Source organism: Mesorhizobium sp. IMUNJ 23232 (assembly GCF_044326205.1).
Lineage (GTDB): Bacteria > Pseudomonadota > Alphaproteobacteria > Rhizobiales > Rhizobiaceae > Kumtagia.
The window spans coordinates 19,139-38,767 of the sequence record NZ_JBIRCY010000045.1; the positions used below are offsets into that span (position 1 = coordinate 19,139).

Annotated in this window: 15 protein-coding genes; 11 read left to right on the forward strand and 4 right to left on the reverse strand. The window is 62.9% G+C overall.

What is annotated here, in order from left to right; all coding sequences use genetic code 11:
* Nucleotides 1–65 precede the first annotated feature (65 nt).
* Entirely contained in the window at nt 66–821 is a 756-nt protein-coding gene (locus ACH196_RS26970; protein WP_396649944.1) for a DUF1499 domain-containing protein, read from the forward strand.
* A gap of 6 nt (nt 822–827) precedes the next feature.
* On the opposite strand, the gene ACH196_RS26975 is transcribed toward ACH196_RS26970, so the two are convergent.
* Nucleotides 828–1,733 (reverse strand): MBL fold metallo-hydrolase, encoded by a 906-nt coding sequence (locus tag ACH196_RS26975; RefSeq protein ID WP_396649971.1) that lies wholly within the window; start codon nt 1,731–1,733, stop codon nt 828–830.
* A 157-nt stretch (nt 1,734–1,890) separates the two neighbouring features.
* Between ACH196_RS26975 and ACH196_RS26980 the strand changes: the two genes are divergently transcribed.
* Nucleotides 1,891–2,490, forward strand: a complete 600-nt coding sequence (locus ACH196_RS26980) for a biotin transporter BioY (RefSeq protein WP_396649945.1) — start codon at nt 1,891–1,893, stop codon at nt 2,488–2,490.
* Nucleotides 2,491–2,666: 176 nt separating this feature from the next.
* Entirely contained in the window at nt 2,667–4,307 is a 1,641-nt protein-coding gene (locus ACH196_RS26985; protein ID WP_396649946.1) for an FAD-dependent monooxygenase, read from the forward strand.
* A gap of 104 nt (nt 4,308–4,411) precedes the next feature.
* Here ACH196_RS26985 and ACH196_RS26990 read toward each other — a convergent pair whose 3' ends face one another.
* Complete coding sequence (locus ACH196_RS26990) at nt 4,412–4,837, reverse strand: hypothetical protein (RefSeq protein ID WP_396649947.1); 426 nt, start codon at nt 4,835–4,837, stop codon at nt 4,412–4,414.
* Nucleotides 4,838–5,174: 337 nt separating this feature from the next.
* Between ACH196_RS26990 and cysD the strand changes: the two genes are divergently transcribed.
* From cysD to ACH196_RS27005, 3 genes are all read left to right on the forward strand, one after another.
* Entirely contained in the window at nt 5,175–6,080 is a 906-nt protein-coding gene (cysD, locus tag ACH196_RS26995; protein ID WP_396649948.1) for a sulfate adenylyltransferase subunit CysD, read from the forward strand.
* Nucleotides 6,081–6,083: 3 nt separating this feature from the next.
* Nucleotides 6,084–8,024 carry a sulfate adenylyltransferase subunit CysN gene (gene cysN, locus ACH196_RS27000; protein WP_396649949.1) on the forward strand — a complete coding sequence of 647 codons (1,941 nt, stop codon included), beginning with the start codon at nt 6,084–6,086 and terminating at the stop codon, nt 8,022–8,024.
* Nucleotides 8,025–8,177: 153 nt separating this feature from the next.
* A complete protein-coding gene (locus tag ACH196_RS27005; protein WP_396649950.1) occupies nt 8,178–9,005 on the forward strand; it encodes a hypothetical protein in 828 nt (275 codons plus the stop codon).
* 98 nt (nt 9,006–9,103) lie between these two features.
* Here the strand turns inward: ACH196_RS27005 and ACH196_RS27010 are convergent, their stop codons facing one another.
* Both ACH196_RS27010 and ACH196_RS27015 read right to left on the reverse strand, forming a co-directional pair.
* Entirely contained in the window at nt 9,104–10,027 is a 924-nt protein-coding gene (locus ACH196_RS27010) for a carbohydrate kinase (RefSeq protein ID WP_396649951.1), read from the reverse strand.
* Nucleotides 10,028–10,138: 111 nt separating this feature from the next.
* The gene (locus ACH196_RS27015) at nt 10,139–11,365 is read right to left on the reverse strand and encodes an ROK family protein (protein WP_396649952.1); all 1,227 of its coding nucleotides are present in this window, start codon (nt 11,363–11,365) and stop codon (nt 10,139–10,141) included.
* 225 nt (nt 11,366–11,590) lie between these two features.
* On the opposite strand from ACH196_RS27015, the gene ACH196_RS27020 reads away from it, so the two are divergent.
* From ACH196_RS27020 to glgB, 5 genes are all read left to right on the forward strand, one after another.
* A complete protein-coding gene (locus ACH196_RS27020; protein WP_396649972.1) occupies nt 11,591–12,607 on the forward strand; it encodes a sugar ABC transporter substrate-binding protein in 1,017 nt (338 codons plus the stop codon).
* Nucleotides 12,608–12,893: 286 nt separating this feature from the next.
* A complete protein-coding gene (locus tag ACH196_RS27025; protein ID WP_396649953.1) occupies nt 12,894–13,958 on the forward strand; it encodes an ABC transporter permease in 1,065 nt (354 codons plus the stop codon).
* Nucleotides 13,955–14,737 (forward strand): ATP-binding cassette domain-containing protein, encoded by a 783-nt coding sequence (locus tag ACH196_RS27030; RefSeq protein ID WP_396649954.1) that lies wholly within the window; start codon nt 13,955–13,957, stop codon nt 14,735–14,737. The genes ACH196_RS27025 and ACH196_RS27030 overlap by 4 nt, the downstream gene beginning before the upstream one ends.
* Before the next feature lie 141 nt (nt 14,738–14,878).
* Nucleotides 14,879–17,338, forward strand: a complete 2,460-nt coding sequence (locus tag ACH196_RS27035) for a glycogen/starch/alpha-glucan phosphorylase (protein ID WP_396649955.1) — start codon at nt 14,879–14,881, stop codon at nt 17,336–17,338.
* Nucleotides 17,339–17,397: 59 nt separating this feature from the next.
* Nucleotides 17,398–19,611 carry a 1,4-alpha-glucan branching protein GlgB gene (glgB, locus tag ACH196_RS27040; RefSeq protein WP_396649956.1) on the forward strand — a complete coding sequence of 738 codons (2,214 nt, stop codon included), beginning with the start codon at nt 17,398–17,400 and terminating at the stop codon, nt 19,609–19,611.
* The last annotated feature ends 18 nt before the right edge of the window (nt 19,612–19,629 follow it).

A 19,629-nucleotide genomic window follows, 5' to 3' on the forward strand; every position in this document is an offset into this window, starting at 1 on the left:
CCTATATTGAAAGACGGCGGACACGCGCAGCCGGCTGGGCGCGACGGCTTGGAGCCTTCTCATTCGTGCTCTTGCTGACGGCCGGGCTGTCGCGCCGTTACGGCCTGCTGGATCCGCCGGATTTTTTCCTCGTGGCGCAACTGGCCGCTGGTTTGGCGCTGATTGCGCTGGCGTGCGCGGCCTATGCCTTCGCGCGCTTCTGGAACGACGACGATCTCGGCGGACGGGATCTCAGCGTCGGCGCGGCGTTGGCTCTGGTCGCGCTGACGCCTTTCGCGGTTGTGTTCTACCGCGCCATCATCTTTCCAATGCCTGCCGACATCTCGACCGACGCCGGCGATCCGCCAGGCCTAGTGGGTTCGCCGGCCGGCCGGGAGGACAGCGCACAATCGGATGTGTCGGTCTCCCCCGGTACTTCAACACAAGCAAATATCCCTTCAGCGTCGCAGATATCAGGAACGCTACCCAGCCCGCCGCTCGCCGGCCGCCGCTACGATCTGCCTTTCGACCAGGTACTCGAGGTGGCGAAAATCCTGGTCGCGCGGCAGGGCTGGATCGTCCGGGCGAATGCCGACGGCAATACAGGGGAAGGGGAGATCACCATCGAAGCGCGGGCGGCAACGCCGATCCTCGCTTTTCCCGTCGACATCGCGGTCCGCGTCACCGACGAGGCTGGGTCGGCCTTTGTCGACATGCGCGCGGCGTCGCCATACGGCGCTTACGATCTCGGCGACAATGCCGCCATGATCTCCGGTTTCCTCTCCGAACTCGACACCGAAATCGCGCGGCGCCCGGCGGAAGTGGCGCCGTCGTCGGACTAGCGCGGTTCAGGCGGGCCTGAATTCCCCCTCCAGCGCTGCCGGGCCGTCAGTGGAAACCGCGCCGCGTGCCACCAGATCCTCGAGATGCGCCAGCACCGACATGCCGGCCGCGCCGAACAGCCGCGGGTCGGTGTCGCGGTAGATCGCCGCGACGATATCGGGAATGCGCCGGTCGCCCTGCACGATGCGATCGAGGATGGCGCGTTCCCGCATCTTGCGGTGTGTCCTCAAGCCGCGCACGAAGGCCGGTGGATTCCTGACAGGGCCGCCGTGACCCGGAAAATACAGGCTGTCGTCGCGCTCCAGGAGCCGGTCGAGCGAATTCATATAGTCCGGCATCGAGCCGTCCGGCGGCGCGACGATCGTGGTCGACCACGCCATCACATGATCGCCGGAGAAAAGGATGCCTGTTCCTTCGAGCGCGAAAGCGGCGTGATTCGCGGCGTGGCCGGGGGTCAGCACGGTGCGCAATGCCCAGCCGTCGCCTTCGACGATATCCTGGTCCGACAGCGCGTGGTCGGGCTGGAAGTCGATATCGTTGCTGGCGTCGAGCCGGTATTCCTCGCCGACATGGACCTCACGCGCCGGCCGGTGTGGACCTTCGGCGAACATCCTTGCCCCGGTCGCTTCCGCCAGCGGCCGTGCAAGCGGCGAGTGGTCGCGATGCGTGTGGGTGACGAAGATGTGGCTGACCGGCCGGCCGTTTATTGCCTGCAACAACGCGGCCAGATGCGACTCATCCTGTGGTCCCGGGTCGATCACCGCCAGGTTGCGCGTACCGACGATGTAGCTGTTGGTACCGTGGAAGGTGAAGGGGCTGGAATTCGGGGCAGTCAGCCGCGATACGCCTGCAGCGATCTCGACCGCCTCGCCATGCCTCGGGTCGAACCGCATGTCGAATTCCAATACCATCACTCGCCGTTCCCAGGACAAAAAGAAGAAAGAACGCGATCAATTATGTTTTACGCCTCGCAAGTGCGAAAAACGGTTTGCCGCATAACACGGAAGCCAATATACCGAAAGCTGACTGCCGGACGTCCGGCCGCCGATTTCGAAGATGGGGAAAACCATGACAACTGCAATCACCGCCGGCCCGCTTGTTTCGCTGGCGCTGCCCGAAAATCGCGCCATGCGCCTCGCGACTCAGATATTTCTGGCGCTGGCCGGCACGCTGCTGCTGACGGTCTCGGCCAAGACCAAGGTGGTGCTCGGCCCGGTCGACCTGTCGTTGCAGACGCTGGCAGTGTTCCTGATCGCCATCGCCTTCGGCCGCCGTCTCGCCGTCGCCACGCTGCTGCTTTATCTCGCCCAAGGCGCGCTCGGCTTTCCCGTCTTCCAGAGCACGCCGGAGAAGGGCATCGGCCTTGCCTATATGGTCGGCCCGACTGGCGGTTATCTTGCCGGTTTTGTGGTCATGGCGGCAATTGCCGGCTGGGCGGCCGACCGCGGCTGGGACCGCAGCGCGGTAAAACTGTTCGGCGTCCTCGTGGTCGCCGACCTGATCATGCTGTTGATGGGCACCGCCTGGCTGGCGACCATCATCGGTGCCGAAAAGGCCTGGCAGTTCGGCTTCATGCCCTTCATCGTGCCGGACCTGATCAAGGCGGCACTGGCCGCGGTGATCCCCGCGGCCATCTGGGCGCTGCTACCGGCTTCGTTCAAGCGCTGATTGCGGCTGGCTGGCAAGCGCCGGTTCGCCGTCTTTCAAGGCCCGCAATTTGCGGGCCTTTTGTTTCGAACATGCCCGCGTATTTCGTGATGCACCTTTGGTTGCCCTCAGCCAATGCAACTGTAAGGTAAGCGCGCGCGGTCGACGCGCGATGCGAACTGTGGGAGACCGCGAGATTGACCGAAAACATCACGCGAAACGCCGTTCTGGTGGTCGGCGCCGGTCCCGTTGGTCTCACCATGGCCGCCGAGCTCGCCCGGCACGGCGTGCGCTGCCGCCTGATCGATCGCGCGCCCGATGCGCTTCCTTATTGCCGTGCCATCGGCGTTACCCCGCGCACGCTCGAAGTCTGGGAAGACATGGGTGTGGCGCGAACCATGATCGAGCGGGGGCTGTGGATTTCCGGCCTGCGTTCGGTCATAGCCGATCAGTCTGCCCAGGACGCGATGGCGCCGCCGCTGGGGCTGCCGTTCGCCCAACTGGGCTTGCCGCAATACGAGACTGAGCGGGTGCTCACGGAACATCTTCAGACTCTTGGCGTGGAGATCGAGCGCGGCGCCGAACTCGCCGGGCTCGATCAGGATGACCAAGGCGTCGCCGTCACGATCCGACGGGGCGACGGGTCAATGGAGAGCACGCGGTTCAGCTACGCCGTGGGCTGCGACGGCGCCCACAGCACGGTGCGAAAAACCCTCGGCATCGGCTTCGAGGGCGAAGCCTATCCGTGGCCCTTCATGCTGGGCGACGTGCATATCGAATGGGATCTCCCCTACGGCATGGCGTTCAGGTCGGTGCGACCGGTCGAAGGTGGCCCGCCCGATATGTTCATTGCAATACCGCTTCCCGAACCGGGACGGTATCGGGTCTCGATGCTGGCGCCGCCGGCCCTCGTTCCTTCAGGTGGCACAGAGCACGGCATTCAGGCCGAAATGAAAGGTCCGTCGCTGGCAGACCTGCAGGCCATCGCGGACGACCTCCTTCCTGGCAAGCCGCGCCTGTCGGACCTGCGCTGGTCTTCGATCTTCCGCATCAGCATGCGGCTCGCCTCGCATTATCGCAATGGCCGTGTCTTCATCGCGGGCGATGCCGCCCACATCCATCCGCCGACCGGAGGGCAGGGGATGAACACTGGCATTCAGGATGCCTACAATCTCGCCTGGAAACTGGCCCTGGTCGTCCGGGGCGTCGGCCAGGCGGGACTTCTCGACAGTTACGAGGCGGAGCGCCGCCCTGTCGGCGCGGACGTCGTGAAGCGCACCCAGGCGGCGAGCGAGAACTACGGGCGCGAGCGCGGCAAAAAGCCGGATCCTCTCGCCGATACGCAGATCCTGGTCTCGTATCGCGGCACGCCATATGTTGGAGACGAGAAATCCTTCGAGATGGCCGGTCCCGCCGCCGGTGACCGCGCGCCCGATGTGCAGGGTTTGAGCCAAAGCGGCCTCGGCTTCCCGCTGCGGCTCTTTGAAGTCCTGCGAGGCCCCGAACACGTCCTGCTGATCCAATTGGCCGATTCCGTTGCGGCGGATGAGATGGACGATGCCGTCGCCTTTGCGCGAGAGATGCAGCGGGAATGGACCCCACTCTTTCGGATAGCCGCGATTAGCCGAACACCTCGGGCCGAGACGCCCTTCCTGACGGTCCTTCTCGATCGGGACGGCGACTTTGAGGAAGCCTATGGCCAGGAAGCCCGCGCGATCCTTGTCCGTCCGGACGGCTACATCGGCTGGCGCGGACCTTTGTGGCGATCACCGGGTCTTGCCGCTTACCTAGAACAGATTTTCTCGAGGACTAGATACGCTGCATCGGACAAGGGCTGAGCCAGCCAACAGAGAGGTGAGTACCTACAAACTGGCCCCGCTCGACAGACTATTGCTTTCCCACTTTGTGTCGACATCGCAAGAATCCGGTGGGCACGCAGTTGTCATCGGAACACCTCCCGTAAATCATCCTCGGCCTTTCCCGGCTCGAACAGCCTGCTGACCGGAGACCAGTAGGCGGCTGCGAGGGTGGCCCCACTCAACAGCGATGACAGGTCGTAGAATGCTTGGGCAAGTGCAGCGGACTGAGAGGGACCATCTAAAGCGGTCCAGGCAACGGCAGCAGCCAGGAACCAGAGAGCGACGGGCCGTGACCATCGCGCAAAAAGGCAAAAGCCGATCGACGTAGCAACGAAAACCACGATAAACAGGAGAGCAATCGCCGATTGGATGCCGTCGGACATAGTAAATGGCTCAACATCCGGAATGGCTGGCGATCGGACGACGTCGACAGCAACGCCGACGAACGGGACGATTAGGTTCGCGACGGCCAGTTGCTTGAACAGTTGAGGCGTCATGGCGATCGTCAAAGTTTCATCCTCGAGGTTGCGCGCAACGTTGCAAAGATTGGACGGCGAAAAGCTGCCTGTCTATCCTCCGGCTACATCGTTGCTGTCATGGCTGGCGTCGCGCGGCCTTTGTCCGTGCCGATGAAAGTATTTTTCCAACCCGTCGCCGCAATCATGGCGATCACGGAATGATATTCCAAGCCTTGCCGCTCCGGCGAAAGTTGCGCCCGCGGGAGGCGGACAATTTGGTAGCGAACTCCTTGAGACGGTAGCGCTTTCTGCGAGACTCCGCTAAATCCGGATTTTTAGGACAGGTCGCGATGCGGGGCGCGCCTTTCCGCCTCGCAGTTGGACTGTCATGCTGGCAAAGCTCTCCCATCTCGATCGGCTCGAAGCCGAGTCGATCCATATCTTTCGTGAGGTCGCCGCGACCTTTACCAAGCCGGTGATGCTCTATTCCGTGGGCAAGGATTCGTCCGTGCTCATGCATCTGGCGGTGAAAGCGTTCTATCCCGCCAAGCCGCCTTTCCCGTTCCTGCACGTCGACACGACCTGGAAATTCCGCGAGATGATCGCCTTCCGTGACGAGATGGCGCGAAAGCTCGGCTTCGACCTGCTTGTCCACATCAACCAGGATGGCGTACGCGACGGCATCGGCCCGTTCACGCATGGCTCGAATACGCACACCCACATCATGAAGACGGTGGCGCTGCGCCAGGCCCTCGACAAATACGGCTTTGACGCAGCCTTCGGCGGGGCGCGCCGCGACGAGGAGAAGAGCCGCGCCAAGGAGCGCATCTTCTCCTTCCGCAACGCCCATCATGCCTGGGACCCGAAGAACCAGCGGCCAGAAATGTGGAACATCTACAACACGCGCGTGGCTGCGGGCGAATCGATCCGCGTCTTTCCGCTGTCCAACTGGACCGAGGCCGACATCTGGCAGTACATCCAGCGCGAGAACATCCCGATCGTGCCGCTGTATTTCGCCAAGGAGCGGCCAGTGGTCGAGCGCGACGGCATGTTGATCCTCAGGGATGACGATCGCATGGAGCTTCGTCCGGGTGAAAAGGTCGAGAACCGCATGGTGCGCTTCCGCACGCTCGGCTGCTATCCGCTCACGGGCGCCATCGAATCGGATGCCGCCGACCTGGACAGCATCGTCAACGAGACGCTTGCCGCCGCCACCTCCGAGCGGCAGGGCCGCGCCATCGACCGCGACGAAGCCGGATCGATGGAAAAGAAGAAGCGTGAAGGGTATTTCTGAAAAATGCGCCACTTGACTGCAGAGGCGCTGGTCGGCATGGCCGTCGAGCCGGTCGTCCAACCCGTGAACAAGGACCAGAAATCGCTGCTGCGCTTCCTGACATGCGGTTCCGTGGACGACGGCAAGTCGACGCTGATCGGCCGGCTGCTGTCCGACACGCGCCAGATATTTGAAGACCAGCTTGCGGCGTTGGAACGTGACTCGCGCCGCCACGGTACCACCGGCGAGGATGTCGATTTCGCGCTGCTGGTCGACGGGCTGGAGGCGGAGCGCGAGCAGGGTATCACCATCGACGTCGCCTACCGCTTCTTCTCGACGCCCAAGCGCAAATTCATCGTCGCCGACACGCCCGGGCACGAGCAATACACCCGTAACATGGCTACCGGCGCCTCGACCTCGGACCTCGCCATCGTGCTGATCGACGCCCGCCAGGGCGTGCTGAAGCAGACCCGCCGGCATTCCATCATCGCCTCGCTGCTTGGCATCCGCCACCTCGTGCTGGCGATCAACAAGATCGACCTGGTCGGGTTCGACCAGACGGTTTTTACGCGGATCATCGAGGACTATTCGGTGTTCGCGCGCGGGCTGGGTTTTACGACGGTCACTCCGGTGCCGATCTCGGCGCGCTACGGAGACAACGTCTCGGCCCGCTCCGAAAACACGCCCTGGTATTCCGGTCCGACGCTGCTTGAACATCTTGAGACGGTGGACGTGGAGGGCGCATCCGCCGAAAAGCCGTTCCGTTTTCCCGTGCAATATGTGAACCGCCCCAACCTCGATTTCCGCGGCTTTGCCGGAACCGTGGCATCGGGTTCTATCGCTGCCGGCGATGAGGTGGTGGTGGCCAAGTCCGGCCAGAAATCGCGGGTTCGCCGCATCGTCACTGCGGGCGGCGATCTGAAGCGCGCCGTCGAGGGGCAGGCGGTGACGCTGCTGCTCGAGGACGAGGTCGAGGTATCGCGCGGCAACATGCTGGCCGCGCCGGCTTCGCGTCCGGACGCAGCGGATCAATTCGCGGCGACGCTGGTCTGGTTCGACGAACACGCGTTGCTGCCCGGCCGCTCCTACATCGTGCGCACCGCGACCGACCAGGCGAGCGGCACGGTCACCGAACTCGAGCACCGCCTCGACATCAACAGCTTGGCGCATCAGCCGGCGAAGTCGTTGGCCATGAACGAGGTCGGCGAGGTGAAAATCGCGCTGCAGACGCCGATTGCCTTCGACAGCTTTGCCACGAACCGCACCACCGGCGCCTTCATCCTGATCGACCGCATGACCAATGCGACGGCCGGCGCCGGCATGATCCTGCATCCGCTGCGGCGTGCCGGCAACATCCACTGGCAGTCCCTGGACGTGACCAAGAAGTCGCGTGCCGCGGCCAACAACCAGAAGCCGGCCGCACTTTGGCTGACCGGCCTCTCGGGGTCCGGCAAGTCGACCGTCGCCAATCTGCTGGAAAAGAAGCTGCATGCCGCCGGCCGCCACACCTACATCCTCGATGGCGACAATGTCCGCCACGGGCTAAACCGCGACCTCGGCTTTACCGACGCTGACCGCGTCGAAAACATTCGCCGCGTCGCCGAAGTGGCGAGGCTGATGGTCGATGCCGGACTGGTGGTGATCGTCTCCTTCATCTCGCCCTTCCGCGCCGAGCGCGACATGGCGCGTAGCCTGTTGGGGGAAGGGGAGTTCGTCGAGATTTTCATCGACACGCCGCTGGAGGAATGCGCGCGCCGCGATCCCAAGGGTCTCTATGCAAAGGCCTTCGCAGGCGAGATTAAGAATTTCACCGGAATCGATTCGCCCTACGAGGCGCCGGCCAAGCCGGAACTGCATTTGAGGACGCTCGGCCGCGCCCCGGAAGACATGGTCGAGGAGATCGAACGCTGGCTCGACCGCCGCGACGTAGCCGACACCCAGTTCGACGACGGCGGCGGGATTTGACGACGCATTGATTCGCGTGACCCGCGCGCCATTGACGCCGCGTGGGGTGAGGCTCATAGTTTTCGCAACTGTGTCCCGTGCGGCCGGTCGCCGCAACAGGAATGACGCGCAAGTGTTCGTTCCGGCATCAGTCCATTTCCCTGGGAGCCGCCGATGGGCGAGAGGGATCGGCAGGAGTTCCTTGAAGCGGCCGCCAAGGCATCGCAGGCCCGCAGAGAGGAATGGGGTGCAGCGGTCGCGGCGCTCACCCGGATGGCTATGTTCGACATCATTCCGGCCTTCGCAGCCTTGCCGGCGATGGATAAATTTGCATTCTTTGGCTATTGCAGCTCAAACAAGGGCAAGATCGGCGAAGTCAGCTACAACCGGATCGCATTCGCGCGCTGCGTTGTGCTGAATGCTGAGATAAAGGACTATGGAATCCCGCTAGAGCAGGTCAATGATGGTCGGGAATACTTAGGATGTACCCGGCTGGACGATAAGGGCGTTCAGGAGTACATAGATAAGGCCTTGACCGCCGCGGGCGCTGCAATCCTGAACAAGGAAAAGGGCACCGACTACGCGCGATCGGGTCTACCCGACGCGAATTGTTGCGGCAGGGTCGGCGTGGCGTGGAGCGTAGTCCTCGTGGGCCAGCGACGGGAGAAACCGGGCGCATCCCTGATTTCGAACCTCGCGGCGGCCGCGCACTACATGCTGGCCCGGTATCATGTCTGCATGGCGAAAGCTCGTGAGTGGCAGATGAATTGGGTCACGGAAGGCTACGATGCCCAGAAGCGCGCGACGATCGCCGGCGGGGACCGTGAGCTAAAATCGATGGCGCTGACTGCCAACCGCCCCTTTCCGCCCGACTATGCGATCACGGAATGGGCAAAAAAAGGCTCCGCGGACGGAGAGGTCGACCGGAAACGATGTAATTCCCTCGCCGATCAGCCTTGGATAGTCCCGATTGTCAACAAAAAGGAATGGGGTTTCGAATGACCCGCCGTTCCGGGCAATGCCCCGGGACAATCTATTTTGGAGGAGCCAATCTTGAAGCCGCTCCACCTTTCCGTGAAAAAAGTAAACGGTCCCGGCGTTTAACTCATCTCCCGCCGCCATGGCGGATTGGCGCCGGCTCGCGATACGGTGATGGCGGCGGCCTTGCCGCTGAAAGAAAGCACCGACCTGATCTGTTCTTCCGTCAGTCCGGCAATCGCCTGTTTGGTGAGCAGTCTCTGGTCGCGGAGCGATGCCAGAATGCCGGCATTGACGGTGTCGCCCGCGCCGACCGTATCGACCACCGTGACCCGCTCGGCCGGGACCGAGACCTTGTGGCTTTTAGAGAAGGCGAGCAGGCCGTCGCCGCCCTTGGTCACCACCATGAGCTTCGGCCCGAGGTCCAGCCAGCGCGCGGCGATCTCCTCCATGGTGCCGGCTTCGCCGAACCAGTCGAGATCCTCGTCCGACAGTTTGACGATGTCGGCATAGGCCAACATACGCTTCATGCGGGCAAGGTGAGACGGCTTGTCCTTGATGAAGTTCTTGCGGATGTTCGGGTCGAACATCATCACGCGCTTGTCTTTTTCCCTGCGCATCAGCGCTTCGTAGGTCGATCCGCAGGGTTCAGGGATCAGGCTGATGCAGGAAAAATGCATGGCCTCAATGTCTTCACCAATCGCTGGAAGATCTTCCTCGAAGAGCATGCGACCGGCGGTGTTCTCGTCGTAGAAGAGGTAAGTCGCATGGCCGTCGACGAGGCGGACGAAGGCCAGCGTGGTCGGGCGGTCGGAGAATTTCACGTAGTCGAGTTCGACCTTGCTGGCGGTTAAACCCTCCTTCAGCAGTCCGCCGAAGAAGTCGGTAGAAATGCCGGTGAAAAAGCCGACCGGGATATCCAGACGGCCAAGCGCCACTGCGGTGTTGAACACGGCCCCACCGACATAGGGCGCGAAACTGGGCTCGCCGACGCTACTCTGGCGCGGCAGCATGTCGATCAGCGCTTCGCCGCAGCAGACGATCATGGTCGGTTCGCTCCCTTGGCGGAGATGTCATTTTTCAGGCCCGCCGCGACGCCATACAGGCGCCTTCGGCCGGCTGCAACGGTCACGTTGCGCATCAACGAATGCAAGGCCTCAGGCTTCCTTGGACGGCGTCGAGCCGCCCAGAAGGAAACGCTCGGACAGCGGCAGGCTGGCGCCGCCCAAGGCGCGCGCATGGATGCCGACCGTCCCCTCGCGCACCTGTGGAACGGCAAGACCCTCGACGTCGATCTTGCGCAATGCGTCCGCGACGCAGGCAACGAGCCGCGCGCGGATGGAAGACGGCATCCAGCCGTCGATCACCGCCGCTTCGAAATCGATGACGGCGGAGGCCGAGACGATGGCGTAGGCGAGGGCGGCTCCCGAGCGCTCGATCCAGAGATCGAGCTCGGGACCAACCTCGCCCCAGTCATGCGGCGAGGTCCATAGATAGGTTGCATCAAATCCCTGTTCTTTAAGCGCTTTTTCGAGGATGGCGATGGAGGCGACGTCGATCAACTGTGCCGGCCGTCCGTCGATTCCGGGGACGGGCATCGATCCCAGCGCGCCGGCATTGCCGGTCGGCCCGCCATAAAGCTTGCCGTTGAGAACGACGCCGCCACCGGCGAAGGCGCCGATGTAGAAATAGACGAAATCGCGCAGATTGCCGCTGCGGCCGAACACCAGTTCGGCGCCGCAGGCGGATGTCGCATCGTTCTGCAGATAGACCGGGAAGCCGAATTCGGCTTGCAGTTCGGCGCGGATGTCGAGGCTCCGCCACTGGTCCATCGCGCCGCGCGGAGCGCCCACCGTATCGGCCCAGTTCCACAGTTCGAACGGCATGGCGATGCCGAGCCCGGCGATGCGCCGGTCCTGCTCGGCCGAGAGTTTCGCGCGCAGCGACCTTATGCCATTGCGCACGAAGCCCATTGTTTCCGCGGGCGCGGGGTAGAGGTAGGAACTGTGCAGCATGGCGCGCACCGTTCCGACGAAATCGATGAGCACCAGTTCGGCGCTCCTGCGGCCGATCTTCAGGCCGAGGAAAAAGGCGCCTTCCGGGTTGAGCGACATGGGGATCGAAGGCTGGCCGATCTTGCCACGGATCGGTTCTTCCCGCAGAAGCAGACCGTCCTGTTCCAGTTCGCGCATGATAACGGAAACCGTCTGCGCCGACAGCTTTGTCATGCGAGCGATGTCGGATTTTGCCAGGCTGCCATGCTGGCGCAGCAGCGAAAACACGAGGCGCTCGTTGTGCGCGCGCATCCCGCTTTGATTGGTGCCCAGTTGGAACCGGCTGTCGCCGAGTTCCTGGGAGCCGAGCTTATAGCCGCCGGTCTCCAAAAATTCCTCCTCCCGAGGCATGCAAAATCTTTGGGTCAGAATGGCGGGGCGTGTGACGGCTGTCAATAATAAATAAGAGTGATTTAATTATTGACAATGCCTCCCGATGCTGTTTTCCTGAACGAGGATGCTCGCGATCGAAAAGGTGTCGCGGCGTTCGTTCGACGCCCGAGGAGGGCGTCCGGTCTTTTCACTGGGAGGATAATCGTGACCAAGATCAATTTGTTGAAGACCAGCGTTTTTGCCGCCGCGGCTGTCGGCCTCATGGCTCTGGCCGTGCCCGCGTCGGCGCAGGAAGTTGGCGCCTGCCTGATCACCAAGACGGACACCAATCCGTTCTTCGTCAAGATGAAGGAAGGCGCTACGGCGAAAGCTGCCGAACTCGGCATCAACCTGAAAGCCTATGCCGGCAAGGTCGACGGCGATTCGGAAAGCCAGGTTGCGGCCATCGAAAGCTGCATCGCCGACGGCGCCAAGGGCATCCTGATCACCGCGTCCGACACCAAGGGCATCGTGTCGACCGTCAAGAAGGCGCGCGACGCCGGCATTCTGGTCATCGCGCTCGACACCCCGCTCGATCCGCTCGACGCCGCCGACGCAACCTTCGCCACCGATAATTTCGAGGCAGGCCGGCTGATTGGCGCTTGGGCCGCCGCGACGCTGGGCGACAAGGCGAAGGACGCCAAGATCGGCTTCCTCGACCTGACGCCCGACCAGCCGACCGTCGACGTTCTGCGCGACCAGGGCTTCATGAAGGGCTTCGGCATCGACACCAAGGACGTCAACAAGATCGGCGACGAGGACGATGCGCGCATCGTCGGCCACGACGTCACCAACGGCAATGAGGAAGGCGGCCGCAAGGCGATGGAAAACCTCCTGCAAAAGGATCCGTCGATCAACGTCATCCACACCATCAACGAACCCGCCGCCGTCGGCGCCTATCAGGCGCTCAAGGCCGTCGGCATGGAAGGCAACGTCCTGATCGTCTCCGTAGACGGTGGCTGCCCCGGCGTGAAGTCGGTCGAGGAAGGCGTCATCGGCGCGACCTCGCAGCAGTATCCCTTGCTGATGGCGTCGATGGGCATCGAGGCGATCGCCGCCTTCGCCAAGGACGGCACCAAGCCCAAGCCGACCGAAGGCAAGAACTTCTTCGACACCGGTGTGAACCTGGTCACCGACAAGCCGGCGAGCGGCGTGACCTCGATCGACACCAAGGAAGGCACGGCGAAATGCTGGGGGTGAGCAGCGACGGCGCGAAGCGCCAGCAAAAAGCCCCTGAACGGGCTTTTTGAGCTGCGAACGCCCGGAGCTATAGCGAAGGGCAGGGCGACGGCCGCAAGGACATTTCAACGGGTCTTTAACCCGTAAAATGAGCTGCCGCCTTTAATCCGGTCCCACGGCCGGGGGCTTGATCCCCGGCCGGTTTGGACCGACGATGCATCCGCCGAAATGACAAACGAAACGACGCCGGCAAAGACCGGTGGCTTTCGGCAGGGAAACGTTGCGCTTTTACGCGACAGGAGGAAACATGGCCGAGGCTCAGGAATTCGAAAAGGTTCTGTCGGGCAGCGACACGACGGTCGCCGCGTTCGACGAGCACGGCGCATCGTTCGTGAAGCGGGTGCAGCATTTCCTGCACTCGACGCCCGCGGCCGTTCCGCTGATCGTGCTTGTGCTGGCCATCATTGTTTTCGGTATCAGCATCGGCGGGCGGTTCTTCTCCTCCTATACGCTGACTTTGATCCTCCAGCAGATCGCCGTGGTCGGCATTCTCGGCGCGGCGCAGACATTGGTGATCCTGACGGCCGGCATCGACCTGTCGATCGGCGTCGTGATGGTGATCTCGGCCGTCATCATGGGCAATTTCGCCGTGGGCTACGGCTGGCCGGCGATCATCGCAATTCCGGTGGGCCTTGTGGTCGGCGCGCTTTGCGGGCTGCTGAACGGGTTTCTGGTGGCCTATGTGAAGCTGCCGCCTTTCATCGTGACGCTGGGCACGTGGAACATCGTCATGGCGACGAACTTCATCTACTCCGCCAACGAGACGATCCGCGATGCGGACGTGGCTGCGCAGGCGCCGCTACTGCATCTGTTCGCGACGAGTTTCAAAATCGGCAACGCGGTGCTGACGCTCGGCGTCATCGCCATGGTGATACTGGTTCTCGTCCTCTGGTACGTCCTCAACCACACCGCCTGGGGCAGGCACGTCTATGCGGTCGGCGACGATCCCGAAGCGGCAAAACTTTCCGGCATCGAGACGAAAAAGGTCCTGTTGGCGGTCTATTCGCTGGCCGGGTTGATCGCCGCGTTCGCGGCTTGGGTTGCGATCGGCCGCAACGGTTCGATCTCTCCCTCCTGGGCGGTCACCGATTACAATCTTCAGGCGATCACCGCGACGGTTATCGGCGGCATATCGCTGTTTGGCGGGCGCGGCTCGATCCTCGGCACGCTGTTCGGCGCGATGATCGTCGGCGTCGTATCGATGGGCCTGAACATGCTCGGCGCCGACCCGCAGTGGAAGGTTTTCCTGACCGGCGTGCTGATCATCGGCGCCGTCGCCATCGACCAGTGGATCAGAAAGGTTTCGGCATGAGCGTCCAGCCACTCCTCACCGCCCGCGGCCTCGTCAAGCGATATGGTCGCGTCACCGCGCTCGATAATGCCGATTTCGATCTCTACCCCGGCGAAATCCTCGCCGTCATTGGCGACAACGGCGCTGGCAAATCGTCGCTGATCAAGGCGATTTCCGGTGCGGTCGTGCCCAACGAGGGCGAGATCAGGCTGGACGGCAATGTGGTGAGCTTCAAGTCGCCGATGGAGGCGCGCGAGGCGGGCATCGAGACGGTGTACCAGAACCTCGCTTTGTCGCCGGCGCTGTCGATCGCCGACAACATGTTCCTCGGCCGCGAAATCCGCAAACCGGGGATCATGGGACGGTGGCTGCGGATGCTCGACCGGCCGGCCATGGAGAAGCGCGCGCGCGACAAGCTGACGGAACTCGGGCTGATGACCATCCAGAACATCGGTCAGGCCGTCGAGACGCTGTCGGGCGGGCAGCGCCAGGGCGTCGCGGTGGCGCGCGCCGCGGCATTCGGGTCGAAGGTCGTGATCATGGATGAGCCGACGGCCGCGCTGGGTGTGAAGGAAAGCCGGCGCGTGCTGGAACTCATCCTCGACGTGAAACGGCGGGGCCTGCCGATCGTACTGATCTCGCACAACATGCCGCATGTCTTCGAGGTGGCCGACCGCATTCACATTCACCGGCTTGGCAAAAGGCTCTGCGTGGTCGATCCCAAAATGATCTCGATGTCGGACGCCGTCGCCTTGATGACGGGTGCGAAGAAGCCACCCGAGGAAGCGCTTGCAGCCTAGCCGCGACTTGCGCCGCGACAAAAAAGCCGAACGTCCTTGCTCTAATCGATTGAAGTTCTTGTGGCTTCGGTTAGCATGGTTGCGGGAGGTAGCCGATCAACTGGCGCTCGGCGACGAGCGGGCGCCAACCCGTGGGGTATGATGTTGAAAGCTATGGCGGCCGAACTCCCGAACCTGAAATCCGATCCGAAATCATTGGCCGCGGACATTCTGAATGTCCTGCGCTATCGCGTGGGCAAGGACCCCTCGGTCGCAACGCCGTCGGACTGGCTGACGGCGGCCATCAAGACGGTGCGCGACCGCATCATCGATCAATGGATCGAATCCACCAAGGAAACCTACGAGCACGGCAAGAAGCGGGTCTACTATCTCTCGCTCGAGTTCCTCATCGGCCGGCTGATGCGCGACGCCTTCTCCAATATTGGCCTGATGGACGATATGCGCGCCGCGCTCTCGACGCTTGGGGTCAACATCGATCTCATCGCGACGCTGGAGCCCGACGCCGCGCTCGGCAATGGCGGCCTTGGACGTCTCGCGGCGTGCTTCATGGAAAGCATGGCGACGGTCGACGTGCCGGCGCATGGCTACGGCATCCGTTATGTCAACGGCATGTTCCGCCAGGAGATCCACGACGGCTGGCAGGTCGAACTGCCGGAGACGTGGCTCGACCACGGCAATCCCTGGGAATTCGAGCGGCGCGAGCGCTCATTCGAGATCGGTTTCGGCGGTACGGTGGAATCGATCACCGACAAGACGGGCCGGCTGGAGCGCCATGTCTGGAAGCCGCAGGAGCGTGTGCTGGCTGTCGCCTACGACACCCCGGTCGTCGGCTGGCGGGGCAACCGCGTCAACACGCTTCGGCTCTGGTCCGGCTTCCCGGTCGATCCGATTTTGCTCGCAGCGTTCAACGCCGGTGACCACATCGGCGCGCTCGCCGAGAGCAACAAGGCGGACGCCCTGTCGCGCGTGCTTTATCCGGCGGATTCGCATCAGGCCGGCCAGGAACTGCGGCTGCGGCAGGAGTATTTCTTCTCCGCCGCCTCCTTGCAGGACATCGTCCAGCGTCACATCAGCGCCTATGGCGATCTCATGTCCTTGCCCGACAAGGCCGCCGTCCATCTCAACGATACCCATCCGTCGGTGGCGGTGGCGGAATTGATGCGGCTGCTGATGGATGTCCACGGCATCGATTTCGACAAGGCCTGGACAATCACCAAGGGCACCTTCGGATACACCAACCACACGCTGCTGCCCGAGGCGCTGGAAAGCTGGCCGGTGCGGCTGTTCGAGCGGCTTCTGCCGCGGCACATGCAGATCATCTACGCGATCAATGCCGAGGTGCTGCTGGAGGCGCGCGCCATCGGCCGGTTCAGCGAAGAGCAGGTGCGGCGCGTGTCGTTGATCCAGGAGGACGGCGACCGCCGCGTGCGCATGGGCAATCTGGCCTTCGTCGGCTCGCATTCGATCAACGGCGTGTCGGCCCTGCACACCGAACTGATGAAGGAGACGGTGTTCGCCGACCTTCACAAGCTCTACCCCGACCGTATCAACAACAAGACCAACGGCATCACGCCGCGGCGCTGGCTGTTCCAGAGCAATCCGGGCCTGACGTCTCTGATCCGCGAGGCGATCGGCGAAAAATTCCTCGACGATGTCGACCTGCTGAAGGAACTGGACAATTTTGCCGACGACGCCGCTTTCCGCGAAAAATTCGCGGCGGTGAAGCGGGCGAACAAGGAGAGGCTGGCGGCCGTCACCGCCGAGCGGCTTGGCATTCGCGTCGACCCGTCGGCGCTGTTCGACATCCAGATCAAGCGCATCCATGAATACAAGCGCCAGCTTTTGAACATCATCGAGGCCGTGGCGCTCTACGACCAGATCCGTTCGCATCCCGAGCGCGAATGGATGCCGCGCGTAAAATTCTTCGGCGGCAAGGCCGCACCCAGCTACCACAACGCCAAGCTGATTATAAAACTCGCCAACGACGTGGCGCGCGTCATCAACCGCGATCCGGCGGTGCGCGGCCTGCTCAAGGTCGTGTTCATGCCGAACTACAATGTCAGCCTGGCCGAGGTGATGATGCCGGCCGCCGACCTTTCCGAGCAGATTTCGACCGCTGGCATGGAAGCTTCCGGCACCGGCAACATGAAGTTCGCGCTGAACGGCGCGCTCACCATCGGTACGCTCGACGGCGCCAATGTCGAGATCAAGGAATGCGTCGGCGACGACAACATCTTCATCTTCGGGCTGAAGGCCGACGAGGTGGCGAGCCATCGTTCCAACGGATACGTGCCGCGCGAACTGATCGAGAAATCGCCGGAACTGTCTCAGGCGCTGGCCGCCATATCGTCGGGCGTGTTCTGCCCGGAGGAGCCGGACCGCTACCGCGCACTGATCGACGGAATCTTCCAGACCGACTGGTTCATGGTCGCGGCTGACTTCGATGCCTATGCCGACATGCAGCGCGAGGTCGACGCCGTCTGGCGCAACAGCCCCGACTGGCACCGCAAGGCTATCCACAACGTCGCACGCGTCGGCTGGTTCTCTTCGGATCGCACGATCCGCCAATATGCCAAGGAAATCTGGGGCGTTCCCTTGTAAGCTGAATTCGGGAAAGCTGCCGCAAGAGCAGTGCCCGCCGGAGGGAGGAAAGTCGGACGATGAAGAAGACGCGTCAGGTCGCGGCTCCGAAATCGGCGGTCTCCGCCGCCCAGCGGGACGTCGACGCCATCGTCGCCGGCCGCCATCGCGACGCTTTCGCAGTTCTCGGCCCGCAGCAGGCCGAAACCGGCCTTGTGGCGCGGTGTTTCGTGCCGAATGCCGAATTCGTCACGGCCTACACCTTGCAGGGAAAGAAGATCGGCGAGCTTTCGCGTCGGCATGACGCCGGCTTCTTCGAAGGCAAGTTGACGATCCGCAAGCGCCAGCCGATCAGATATCATGCCCGCAACGCCACCGGCGACTGGTGGCTGACGGACCCTTTCTCCTTCGGCCCCGTGCTGGGGCCGATGGACGACTATTACATCGCCGAGGGCACGCATCTCAGGCTCTTCGACAAGCTCGGCGCGCATCTGATCGACCATGAAGGCGCCTCCGGCGTGCATTTCGCGGTCTGGGCGCCGAACGCCCGCCGGGTGTCGGTGGTCGGCGACTTCAACGAATGGGACGGCCGCCGCCACCCGATGCGCTTTCGCCAGGATACCGGCATCTGGGAGATTTTTTTACCGGACATCGGCGCCGGGCGGGCCTACAAATACGAGATACTGGGGCCTAAAGGGCAAAGGTTGCCGCTGAAGGCCGATCCCTTCGCCTTCCATTCGGAACTCCGCCCGGCGACCGCCTCGATCACCACCGCGCCGCTCACCCACAAATGGGGTGACGAGGCGCATAAATCCTACTGGGCGCGCGCCGACGCACGGCGCGAGGCGATGTCCATCTACGAGGTCCATGCCGGCTCGTGGCAAAGGCGTGACGACGGCACGTTCCTGTCATGGGACGAACTTGCCGACCGGTTGATCCCCTATGTCGTCGACACCGGCTTCACCCACATAGAATTCCTGCCGATCACCGAGCACCCCTATGACCCGTCGTGGGGATATCAGACCACCGGCCTCTACGCGCCGACCGCGCGCTTCGGCGATCCCGACGGTTTCGCGCGTTTTGTCGACGGCGCACACCGCGCCGGCATCGGCGTCATCCTCGACTGGGTGCCGGCGCATTTCCCGGTCGACGAGCACGGGCTTGTCTGGTTCGACGGCACCGCGCTCTACGAGCATGCGGACCCGCGCAAGGGGTTCCATCCCGACTGGAACACGGCGATCTACAATTTCGGGCGCCGCGAGGTGGTGTCGTTCCTCGTCAACAACGCCATCTACTGGGCCGAAAAATTCCACCTTGACGGCCTGCGCGTCGATGCCGTCGCCTCGATGCTTTATCTCGACTACTCGCGAAAACAGGGCGAGTGGATACCCAACGAGAAGGGCGGTCGGGAAAACCTAGAGGCGGTAAAATTCCTCCAGGAGATGAATGTCGCGGTCTACGGCACGCATCCCGGCGTCGTGACGATCGCCGAGGAATCCACCTCCTGGCCGAAGGTTTCGCAGCCCGTCTATGAGGGCGGGCTGGGCTTCGGCTTCAAGTGGAACATGGGTTTCATGCACGACACCCTGGAGTATTTCGCCAAGGAGCCGATTTTCAGGAAACACCATCACGACCAGATCACCTTCGGCCTGGTCTACGCCTTCAGCGAGAACTTCGTGCTGCCGCTTTCCCATGACGAGGTCGTGCATGGCAAAGGCACGCTGATCTCAAAAATGTCCGGCAGTGACGACTGGCAGAAATTCGCGACGTTGCGCGCCTATTACGGGTTCATGTGGGGCTATCCCGGCAAGAAGCTGCTGTTCATGGGGCAGGAATTCGCGCAACGCAGCGAATGGAGCGAGGAACGGGCGCTCGACTGGTTCCTGCTCGATTACGCCCCGCATCGCGGCGTGCGCGCGACGGTCCGCGACCTGAATTACCTCTACCGCTCGCGGCCGGCCCTGCATGCGCGCGACTGCGAGCCGGAAGGTTTCAACTGGCTGATCGTCGACGACCGGCAGAATTCGGTGTTTGCCTGGGCGCGCAACGCGCCGGAGCACGATCCGATCGTGGTCGTCTGCAATTTCACGCCGATACAGCGCGATTTCTACGAGGTGCCGATGCCCAGGGCCGGCAAGTGGCGCGAGATCATGAACACCGACGCCTCCGACTATGGCGGCTCGGGAAAAGGCAATGGTGGCGCCGTCGAGGCGCGCGCCGGACAAGGGGGAGTGAAAGCGACGATGTTGCTGCCGCCGCTTTCAACGATCATGCTGGAATTCGCCGGCGAATGAGCAAGCTTGGGAGGACTA

What these genes read in the sequence shown, in the direction of transcription:
- ACH196_RS26975 (WP_396649971.1), bottom strand. Translation starts at nt 1,733, where the DNA reads ATGGTATTGGAATTCGACATGCGGTTCGACCCGAGGCATGGCGAGGCG.
- ACH196_RS26980 (WP_396649945.1), top strand. Translation starts at nt 1,891, where the DNA reads ATGACAACTGCAATCACCGCCGGCCCGCTTGTTTCGCTGGCGCTGCCC.
- cysD (WP_396649948.1), top strand. Translation starts at nt 5,175, where the DNA reads ATGCTGGCAAAGCTCTCCCATCTCGATCGGCTCGAAGCCGAGTCGATC.
- cysN (WP_396649949.1), top strand. Translation starts at nt 6,084, where the DNA reads ATGCGCCACTTGACTGCAGAGGCGCTGGTCGGCATGGCCGTCGAGCCG.
- ACH196_RS27005 (WP_396649950.1), top strand. Translation starts at nt 8,178, where the DNA reads ATGGGCGAGAGGGATCGGCAGGAGTTCCTTGAAGCGGCCGCCAAGGCA.
- ACH196_RS27010 (WP_396649951.1), bottom strand. Translation starts at nt 10,027, where the DNA reads ATGATCGTCTGCTGCGGCGAAGCGCTGATCGACATGCTGCCGCGCCAG.
- ACH196_RS27025 (WP_396649953.1), top strand. Translation starts at nt 12,894, where the DNA reads ATGGCCGAGGCTCAGGAATTCGAAAAGGTTCTGTCGGGCAGCGACACG.
- ACH196_RS27030 (WP_396649954.1), top strand. Translation starts at nt 13,955, where the DNA reads ATGAGCGTCCAGCCACTCCTCACCGCCCGCGGCCTCGTCAAGCGATAT.
- ACH196_RS27035 (WP_396649955.1), top strand. Translation starts at nt 14,879, where the DNA reads ATGTTGAAAGCTATGGCGGCCGAACTCCCGAACCTGAAATCCGATCCG.
- glgB (WP_396649956.1), top strand. Translation starts at nt 17,398, where the DNA reads ATGAAGAAGACGCGTCAGGTCGCGGCTCCGAAATCGGCGGTCTCCGCC.